Annotated in this window: 8 protein-coding genes; 4 read left to right on the top strand and 4 right to left on the bottom strand. The window is 68.4% G+C overall.

The window, feature by feature from the left end; translation table 11 throughout:
- Positions 1 to 44: 44 nt before the first annotated feature.
- From Q0309_RS15220 to Q0309_RS15205, 4 genes are all read left to right on the top strand, one after another.
- The gene (locus tag Q0309_RS15220) at positions 45 to 1124 is read left to right on the top strand and encodes a patatin-like phospholipase family protein (protein ID WP_299443003.1); all 1080 of its coding nucleotides are present in this window, start codon (positions 45 to 47) and stop codon (positions 1122 to 1124) included.
- 121 nt (positions 1125 to 1245) lie between these two features.
- A complete protein-coding gene (locus Q0309_RS15215) occupies positions 1246 to 2190 on the top strand; it encodes a response regulator (protein WP_299443000.1) in 945 nt (314 codons plus the stop codon).
- A 54-nt stretch (positions 2191 to 2244) separates the two neighbouring features.
- The gene (locus tag Q0309_RS15210; RefSeq protein WP_299442997.1) at positions 2245 to 2511 is read left to right on the top strand and encodes a DUF3253 domain-containing protein; all 267 of its coding nucleotides are present in this window, start codon (positions 2245 to 2247) and stop codon (positions 2509 to 2511) included.
- 91 nt (positions 2512 to 2602) lie between these two features.
- Positions 2603 to 3130: a DUF2155 domain-containing protein gene (locus Q0309_RS15205; protein WP_299442994.1), complete on the top strand. Its 528-nt coding sequence runs from the start codon at positions 2603 to 2605 to the stop codon at positions 3128 to 3130.
- Here Q0309_RS15205 and aat read toward each other — a convergent pair.
- From aat to Q0309_RS15185, 4 genes are all read right to left on the bottom strand, one after another.
- Positions 3037 to 3720: a leucyl/phenylalanyl-tRNA--protein transferase gene (aat, locus tag Q0309_RS15200; RefSeq protein WP_299442991.1), complete on the bottom strand. Its 684-nt coding sequence runs from the start codon at positions 3718 to 3720 to the stop codon at positions 3037 to 3039. The two genes, Q0309_RS15205 and aat, sit on opposite strands and share 94 nt — an antisense overlap.
- Before the next feature lie 94 nt (positions 3721 to 3814).
- Complete coding sequence (locus Q0309_RS15195; RefSeq protein WP_299442988.1) at positions 3815 to 7480, bottom strand: tetratricopeptide repeat protein; 3666 nt, start codon at positions 7478 to 7480, stop codon at positions 3815 to 3817.
- The gene (locus tag Q0309_RS15190) at positions 7477 to 8214 is read right to left on the bottom strand and encodes a flagellar motor protein MotB (RefSeq protein WP_299442985.1); all 738 of its coding nucleotides are present in this window, start codon (positions 8212 to 8214) and stop codon (positions 7477 to 7479) included. Before Q0309_RS15190 ends, Q0309_RS15195 begins: the two co-directional genes overlap by 4 nt.
- The gene (locus Q0309_RS15185) at positions 8214 to 9221 is read right to left on the bottom strand and encodes a hypothetical protein (protein ID WP_299442982.1); all 1008 of its coding nucleotides are present in this window, start codon (positions 9219 to 9221) and stop codon (positions 8214 to 8216) included. Before Q0309_RS15185 ends, Q0309_RS15190 begins: the two co-directional genes overlap by 1 nt.
- Between the last annotated feature and the right edge of the window lie 82 nt (positions 9222 to 9303).

Here is a 9303-nt window from a genome sequence, read left to right as displayed (position 1 = left end):
ATCACTCCTGAAACGCACACCTCTCAGATGAAAAGGCGGGGGACATGGTGGAACACACGACACATCGGAAGCCGGTCAACGCACTGGTTCTGGGAGGTGGCGCTCCGAACTTCAGCCTGATGACGGGCGCGCTGCTGGCCTTCGAGGAGGCCGGCCTGCAGTTCGACGTGGTCACCGGCGCGGGGGGTGGCGGCTCGGTCGCCCTGACCTATCTGGCGCCAAAGGGAATGGACCGGGCCAGTGCCCTCAAGAACTCCCTGAACCTTGGCATCTCGGATGAGATCTACCGGTTCGTGCCGATGAACTACAAGGTCTTCCAGAAATACGGGCGCATGGCCGATGCCTACCGGTTCCTGCTGTCCAAGATGCCCGGGTACCGCCGGGTCATGAACCAGACCAACATGACCAAAGGCCAAAAACTGGCCAGTGATCTGATCCAGGCGTGGTGGGCCATCAGCACGCCGGCCCTGGTCACGCCCTGGAGCAAGGGGCTGTGCGCCCATACGCCCTTCATCAAGGATCTTGTCGACTTCAGCAAGCTCAAACTGATCCGAGAAGAAGTCTACCTGAACAGCTACTGCCTGACCGACCACAAGATGCAGATATTTTCCAAGGAGCAGATTACGCCGGAGGTGTTCGGGGCCACGGGAGCCTTCCCCTTCATCTATCCCCCGGCGGAGAAATACGGAAAAAGCTACATCGAGGGCGCGACGGAAGAAGCCTTTAACTTCCAGGGCGTTGTCAAGTTCATCAAGGACACCGGGAAGATGGTCGACAACATCGTCATCTTCAATTCCTTCGGCAATACCGAGTATCTCCAGCCCCCGCGCAGCCTGTGGGCAGCCTATGGCCAGTCCATCATCTCGGCGTTGATTCCCCTGGACCGCGCGAATCTCGACATTTTTTATAACAGACTGGAGGAATGGAACGAAGCGCAGCACGACGAGGAGATGATGATCCGCGCCTTGAGGCTAGATTTCCCCATCCCGGATCAATGGGAATACACGGCTCTTGACTGGTCCCGATCCAATCTGGAGCGCCTGTTCCATCTGGGATACCAGCAAGGAAAAGCGTTTCTCCGCCAGCACAGCCAGGTTCTTGGCATGGAGGCGGCCGCCGCGTGATGGGGGTGTGATGGGGGTGATCGCGGCCACATTCGAACAAAGCTTGTGTTTTCGGGGAAAATGCGCCTTTCTTGTGTAGGGGGCATCCCATTGGATGCCGCTTTCGTTGGGAGAGGCTACCATGCTTGGTCCCAAGGGCCTGGGTCCATCGTCGGCGCCCGCGTTCGACGACACCCTCATGCCGAGGTTGATGGAGTGCATCCTCGCACGCACGCGCCAGATCCTCTCGGAAGAGGCCGGGATCGGCGTGACCCACGTGTCGACGGTGACGCGCGGGCTTGACAGCCTCCATATCCAGGGCCTGACGGTCCTGGCCGGGTTGGGGGCGCCCGTGAACGTTCTGGTCGCCTTCAGCTTCGCCGAGACGCTTTTGAAAGAACTGGTCGACGGCATGGTCGGGTCCCTGGGCCTTCCCATGGAAGACAGGGAGACGTATCGCCGCGACTGCGCGGCGGAAGCCGTCAACATGGCGCTTGGACTCGGGACCGGAGACCTTCAGTTGGCCGACACGACAATCAGCCTTTCGACGCCGGTGATTCTGGACAACACGAAATGGATACAACAGCACCGGGACGCCATTTTCTCAATCATGCACCTGACCACGGAGAAAGGAGTCCTCGACGTCAGTGTCGTCGGCCCCCGGGCCGTGTTCGATGACCAGGTGAAGCACGCCGCGCAGGACCAGGTGATGGCCCCGCTTCGTGTTCTCGTCGTCGACGATTCCATTTTCACGGTTGAGAAGATCACCTCGATCCTGACCGACCTGGGCCATACCGTGATCGGCACGGCGGCAACCGGCGCGGGGGCGGTCACGTCCTACCGACAGTTGACGCCGGATCTGGTCACCATGGACATCACCATGCCGGACATGGACGGCGTCGAGGCCACCCACCTGATCGTCAGCGAGTTCCCGGACGCCGCCATCGTCATGGTGACCTCGCATGGCCAGGAACGCCTCGTCTTCAATGCCCTGGACGCCGGCGCGAAGGGCTATGTGCTGAAACCGATCAAGCGCGACAAGCTGGCCGCGGTGATCGAAAGGGCCCGGACCCGCGGTGAGTCCTGAGCGGGCCATGGCTCCGGCCGGCGATGGGGCGCGTGTCGCGTGGGGAGGCCAAACATGGACCACGACGCCATTGCCGACGCCATCCTGCGGCGCGTGGCCACGTGCGATCCCGGCCGCACGGTGGCGCCGGCGGACATCGCCCAGGACCTGGCCGAGGGGGCGTCCGGGGACTGGCGCGCATTGCTGCGGCCGGTCCGGACCGTGGCCATCGCTCTGGCCCGCCAGGGGCGCATCGGCATCTACCGCAAGGGCAAGCCGGTGGCCGATCCGGCCGACGTCAAGGGCGTGATCCGCCTGGGGGCGGCGCCGGACGGGCCATGACCATCCAGGCCTGCCTTGCTTCCGCCCGATTGGTGCGGCAAACGAGACCCGCGCCCGTTTCCGTCTCCACCCGCCACGAGATCGCCCGACCATGCCTGATCCGACCATGCCCGCCCGCCGTCTTCTCCGCCATGGTATCGTGACGCTGCCCCTGGTTGGCTTGGTCGGGGCCGTGCTGGCCGGCGCCGCCGTTCCGGCCGCCGGCACGGTGGCGGCGCAGGACGACCCGGCCCCCTCGACGACGTTCGACCGCCCGACCATCGACTCCGACCGGGTGGTGCTGCGCTGGCTCGACAAGTCGACGGCGCGCGTCGACCAGATCGCGGTACCGGTGGGTGAGCGGGTTACCCTGGAGGGCGTGGAGGTCCTTGTGCGGGCCTGCCGCCGCACGGCGCCGGACCAGGCGCCCGAGGATGCCGCGTTCCTGGAGATCAGCGAAAACCGTCCAGGCGAGGCGCCGCGCAAGATCTTCCAGGGCTGGATGTTCGCCTCCAGCCCGTCGCTGTCGGCCCTGGAACACCCGGTCTATGACGTCTGGGTGTTGGAATGCGCCGATGCATCCGGCGGCGGCGCGGACAGCGCCGCCAGCGCCGACGAGACCGCCTCCGGATCGCAGTGAAACGTGCCCCACGGTTTGTGCATGGCGTCGTCCAGGCGGTCCATGTACAGGCCGCGCGGGATCTCGCGGGCGCCGAACTGGGCCAGGTGGTCGGTGATGAACTGGGTGTCGAGCAGGCGAAAGCCGCCGGCGCGCAGGCGGGCGACCAGATGGCACAACGCCACCTTCGAGGCATCGGTGGCGCGCGAGAACATGCTCTCGCCGAAGAAGGCGGCGGCCAGCGCCAACCCGTACAGCCCGCCCACCAGCTGACCGTCGCGCCACACCTCGACGCTGTGCGCCAGCCCGCGTGCGTGCAGGTCCAGGAACAGCGTCTCGATTTCTTCGTTGATCCAGGTTTCCGGGCGGTTCGGCACCGCGTCGGCGCAGCCGCCCACGACGTCGGCGAAGGCGGTGTCGACGCGAACCTCGAACACCTGCCGGCGCAGGGTCTTGCGCAACGAGCGGGACACGTGGAAGGCGTCGAGAGGCAGCACGCCGCGTTGGTCCGGGTCGACCCAGTAGACCTTCGGGTCGTGGCGGGCACGGGCCATGGGGAACAGGCCCGAGGCATAGGCGCGGAGCAGGATGTCAGGGGTGATCTGGAACACGGCGCGCGGGCGTCCTTTGGCGAGCGGGCCGGTGCGGCTTGGCGGATGAGCCGCCCTCAACCGCCGTGGGCATCAAGCATCAAGGCGTGGAGTCTCAGTTGATCGCGCTGAGGCGTTCGTCCCGCAGCTTGTCGCGGTAGGCGGTCAGATAGCTGCGGAACTTTTCCGCCTGCCTGATCTTGCCGCCGACCGAGGCGATGTCGATGACTCCCGACTCGGGCGTCGCCGTGACCAAGTCGAAGGCATCACGAAACGGCGTGCCGGCCAGCGTGTCAAGATATCGTTGCCGCAGCAGGGAGACGCCGGTCTCGTCGCCGGCCAGCGTCAGGGCGGTGGCCCAGTCAATCAGGCGGAAGGCATCCTTTTCCGACAGCGCCGCGTTGTCCTGCGGCGGCGGCGGCACCAGTTCGGCGAGCGCGCGGGCCGCTTCGGCCCAGTTGCGGTCGCGCCAGTGGATTTCCGCCCGCAGCACCCGCGCATCCTCGCTGGGGTCGTTTTCCAGCAGGGCGATGGCGGCCTCGGGGTCGCCAGTGTCGGCCAGGCCGCGCGCGCGCAGGTGGCGGCGCTGCCGCTCCAGGCGTTCGGGCAGCGGCGCGAATCGGGTCTTCTCCAGGGCCTCCAGCGCGTTGCCGGGCTGGCGGTTGAGAAGGTACACGAGGGCCAGACGGGCTCCCACCTTGGAGCGGTCGAGGCCGCGCAGACGGTAGCGGATCTGGCGTTCCAGCAGGGCGGCGGCCGGGTCCAGCAGGTCGACCGACACCAGACGGTCGGCCAACCGGCGGATCATCTCGTCGCCCTTGTTGCCGGTGGGGGTGAGCTCCCGGAACTCGTCGAACAGGGCGATGGCCGTCAGGGGCGCCATGTCGTTGGCGCCGCCGTCCAGGAACAGAGTGTCGAAGATCCGGCGCATGGCGGCCATGAGCTCGTCGGACCCGGGGCGCTCCTGGAAGTATGACGCCGCCAGCCGCAGCGTCCGCAGGGCGTCACCGTAGCGCTTGTCCTCAAGGTAGAGGGCGCCCAGTTCCCTCAGCAGGTCGTATTCGAAATCGCCGCCACGCCAGGCGAAGCGCAGGTCCTCCAGGCCGTTGATCAGTTGCTCGGTGGTGATCAGGTCCAGCCTGTGTTCCATGTCCAGGCGATCGCGGGCGGCCAGCGCGGCGTGCCGGCGGCTCTGGCCCGCCTCGGCTTCGCGCCAGGCGGCGAGGGCCGCCTCGAAGGCGCCGGTGCTGGCCATCAGTTTGCCTTCAAGGTACTGGATCACGGCCTCGTCATGCGTGGTGTTGTAGTCCGGGTCGCGCGCGGCCTCCAGGAAGGTATTGGCGGCGAGGTCATCGCCCGCCTCGATGGTGGCTTCGGCGGCGACCAACGCGAGCGGAATCTTCACGTCCGGCGGATAGTTCTCCAGCACGGCGCCGGTGGCTTCCAGCACGGCGGCCTGCAGGCCGGCGTGGCCCATGCGCGACTGCGCCGCGGCACGCCAGAAGGCGGCCTCGTCCACGTCGGCGAGGCTGGGGTGGCTGAGGTCGTCCACGGCCTCGCCGTAGCGATGCATCAGGAACTGGGCCGCCCCGCGCAGCGCCCGAACCGCTGGCGTGTTGACCATCTGCGGGTCTTCGTCGGTCAGCGCGCGCAACACGCCAAGGGCTTCGGGGATGTACCCGTTGGCGAAGTGGTAGCGGGCCAGTTCCAGCCGGGCCTCGGCGCGGCGGCTGTCGGGGGCCATGGCGACGGCGAACTGGAGGTCGTTCAGAATGTCGTGATAGCTCTTGTCTTCGCTCTCGCGCCGCCAGGCGGGGATATCGAACACGTGCCGCAGCGCGTCGTCGCCGAGGTTGGCCAGGGCGTCCAGGCGCGCCGTGTCGGGCGACAGGGTCAGGCCGCCGTCGGCGGTGATCTCGGCGCCGCTGCGGCTGGAGCGCATCTCGATGCGGTCGGACAGCGGCACCACCACCGCGCCCTGCGCCGTCACGGGCATGGTCAGTTCGGGGAAGGTCCGGGCCGGGAACACACCGTGGCCAAGCTGGATCAGCGGCAGCACAAAGAACTGGTCGCCCAGTTCCGGGTCCCGCACGGGGACCACGCGTCCGCCCTCGACCACCGGCAGCAGCAGCCGCGCCCCGACCGGGGACGATTCCTGCACCTGAATGCGAATGGGGCGTTCCGGACGCAACGGCCGCCGCATCAGATCGACCACCCACAGAAGGCCGTCGCGGCGCAATGACGGATTGTAGCCCGGTGAGGTGGTCATGCGGACGATGGTGGAATTCGGACCGATGCGGACCTGGTCGACGCTGCGCACAACGCCGGAGCCGAGCCGCCGCAGCAGGTCGAGGTCGACCTCCTGGAAGCGGTCGAACACCACCCAAAGGTATCCACCCCGGCGGAACACGGCGGCGGCGGTCGGCATATCCCATGAAAAGCCCAGGCTGACGACGGACGGACGCCCGTCGTCGGTCGTCTGCGCCTGTTCGCCGGACTGGCGCACGGCATCGGCGAGGCGTTCCGCCATGGCCTCCTCGGCGCCGGGCGTGAGGGTTGGGCCACCGGCCGCGATGGGCTCCATCGCCGCTTCGTTGGGGGCGGTCGAGGTCTCGGCGGCGTCCGTCTCGGCGGCGTTGGGCTGATCGGCGGCGGCAGCTTGATCGGCGCCGTCGGCGTCCGTCGGCGCCGCGTCTCCAGTGCCCTCCGCCCCAGTGCCGTCCGCCCCAGTGCCTTCCGCATCGGGTGCCGCCTCGGCGTCCGGATCGGACGGGTCATCCGGGGCGGTTTCAGCGCTCTGCGCGACCGGCTGCGGTTGGTCTTTGGGCGCGGCGATGGACGCTGACGGCGATTCGCCAGCGTCGTCCGCCGGGTCTGGTGCGGGGCCATCGCCCGTGGCGGTGGCCGGGGTCCCCTGATTGGCGGGCGCCGCGTCTTGTGGCTCCGCGTCCTCTGGAGCCGCCTCGGGGTCGGAGTCGGACGCCGGTTCCGGTTCGGTGTTTGGCTCGGCCTCGGGCTCCGTCTCAGGCTGGGCGGCCGCGACCTGCTCCGCTGGCGGTTCGGGTGGGATGGTGATGTCCATCACCACCTTCGGCCCGGCGGTGTAGGTGCGGGCCGTGGCGCCCTCGGGGACGCTCAGGGCGAAGACGCTGTCGTCGCCGTCGATGCGACTGGTGACATTCAAAAAGCCCGCCGGCAGGTCGTCGCGGATCGGGTCCACGGCCAGCCGGGCGGGCCGGTCGAAGCGCAGCACCAAGCGATCGTCGTCGGCGGTCATCCTGTGGCCCACCGCGCGGGGCCAGTCGAACACGATGCGCTGGAAGCCCTCGTGCTTGCCGGTGCGCACGCGAACCGTGCCAGGAGCCGAGGCAGTCTCGGCCGGTGCCGGCGGCGGAGCGGGGGGCTCGGCGGCGGGGCCGCCACGCAGGTCGACAACGACGCCGTTGCCCAGCGTGAACACGTTCAGCGTGAAGTCGCCCTTCAGGGGCATGGACACCGTGCGCCGGTCGCCCGAGACGTACACCGTCTCGACATAGTCGGGCAGGCGCAACGGCACCATGATGACGTCCGAGGCCACCGGCGCGTCGAACTCGGCGAACAGGGTGTTGCCCCGCACCTCGACCGAGTAGCGCACGGGATCGTCCCACCGGAACACCATGCGGCCGAAGCCGTCTTGCGACGAGGACATGACCTCGGCGGCGCGCGCCGGAGGGACGGGCGTCAGGGTGGCGACCACGGCGGTCGCGGCCAGGGTCAGCAGAAGAACGACGATCCGGCTCATCCGGCGCGGCCCTCCCGTCCGGCATGGGGGATCTGTTGGGGGCGATCCGGCAGCACGACGACATCGACCCGCCTCGCCAGCCGGGCGCGGTCCGCCTCCTGCACCCCGCGCAACGCGTCGTGGCGCGTGTCGGCGTGTCCCCAGACCTCCAGCGGAGCCGGGTAGCCGGCGCGGCGCAGGCCGTTGGCCACGGCGGCGGCGCGGGCCAGCGACAACTCCCAGGCGCCCGGGAACGGGCTGTCGGCGTCCACGGGGTTGGGGGCGGTGTGCCCGGCGACGGCGACGCGGTTGCGAAGGTTGGCCAGCAGGGCGCCAAGCTCGGCAATGACCGGCCGCGCCGTCACGGCCACGTCGGCGTGGCCGGCCTCGAACAGCAGGTCGGCGGGCATCAGGATCACCAGGCGGCCGTCCAGCAACTGGACCAACGTGCCGGCGAACCGGGGGTCGTTGGCAAACGTTGTTTCCAGCACCGAGGCGAGGTAGCCCAGGCCCTGGCCGGGCGGGCGGGCCGGCGCGACGATCGCGGGATCGGTGCCGTCCTCTGTTTGGACCGGAGCCGGGCGCGGATTGAAGGTTTCGGTAAGGGAGGCCGACAGGCTCTGGAATGTCTCCGCCTTGAACGAGGTCATGGAGAACATGAGAACGAAGAACGCCAGCATCAGGACCACGAGGTCGCTGAATGTGACCATCCAGGCGGTGCTGGTTGATGGGGCGTGGTCTTGCGAACCTGTCATCAGTCTGTCCTTGCCGGTGGAACGGGGACGCGACCGTCCCGCGCTGATCCATCGTCAACCTGAAGCCCGGTTGACGCTTCCCCCGACAAGCCCCTCTGCACATTATCACTTTCTTCGGGTGTTTGGGCACCCTCCAACGAGACGTCCGGCGCCTGCACCGGCGGATTTTCGGTCGATCCCTCATCCTCGGGCGCCACACGCGGCGTCGGTGCGACAGTCTGCGCCCCACCGCCCGGGGCGGCGCTGACGTCCGGCGTCCACCCGGTCACGTCGACGGCCCGGAACACAAGGCGCATCCAGTCCGGATCACCGGGTGCGAGCCCGACGAACACGCTGCCGGGCGCGGCCCCGCGCGCGGTCATGGTGCGGCCGAGGTCGCCGGCGCGGCGGGTCGGCAGATCGTCCCCGGACACCGGCAAGGTGGGGGTGTCAACCTCCGTTTGAGGGCCGGACAGGAACACGGCCGCCATCTCAAAGCGTTGACCGGCCGGCGCGGCGGCCAGCGCCGCGACGATGCCGTCCAGCGTGGGGTACCTGGCCGGGCGGATGTCGGCCTGTCCCGGTTCGAACACAGCCTCGGCGCGGATCCACACTTCGACCTCGCGGCCCGCGACGATCGGCTCGATCCGTGCTTCGGGGATCGCGACCTGGATCAGATCGCGGATGATGGCGATGAAGGTCTCGGCGGCCCGCGTGTCACGCACCAGGCTTTCGGTCGGCAGGCGCCCCAGGGACTCATCCGCCGTGGTGGTTTTGGCGAAGGTCACCGTCAGGCTGTCCATCACGGCCCGGGCCCGTTCGTTTTCCAGGGCGGAGAGCGCCGTCAGCATGATGAAAAAGGCGAGAAGCAGCAGGTAGAGCGCCAGAAACAGGGCCAAAGAGCCGCGCGCCATCGGCGCGACGACCCACTGCCGCGCGCTATCCGAGCCGCCGTAGGCCCCATAGGGGGTGAACGGGTCTCGTTTCGGAAAGGCGGGCGCGGGGGCCGGCGGGTCCCATGGGGACATGGCAAGGGCCATCCTAGCGTGAGATGGCAAGACGCGGCAGGGGGTGCCTGTACGTGCTCACGGTGCCTCCTCCCATCCTGAC

This window comes from uncultured Rhodospira sp. (assembly GCF_937138205.1).
In the GTDB taxonomy this organism is placed as follows: Bacteria; Pseudomonadota; Alphaproteobacteria; order Rhodospirillales; family Rhodospirillaceae; genus Rhodospira.
This window is presented reverse-complemented; position numbering and strand designations above follow the sequence as displayed.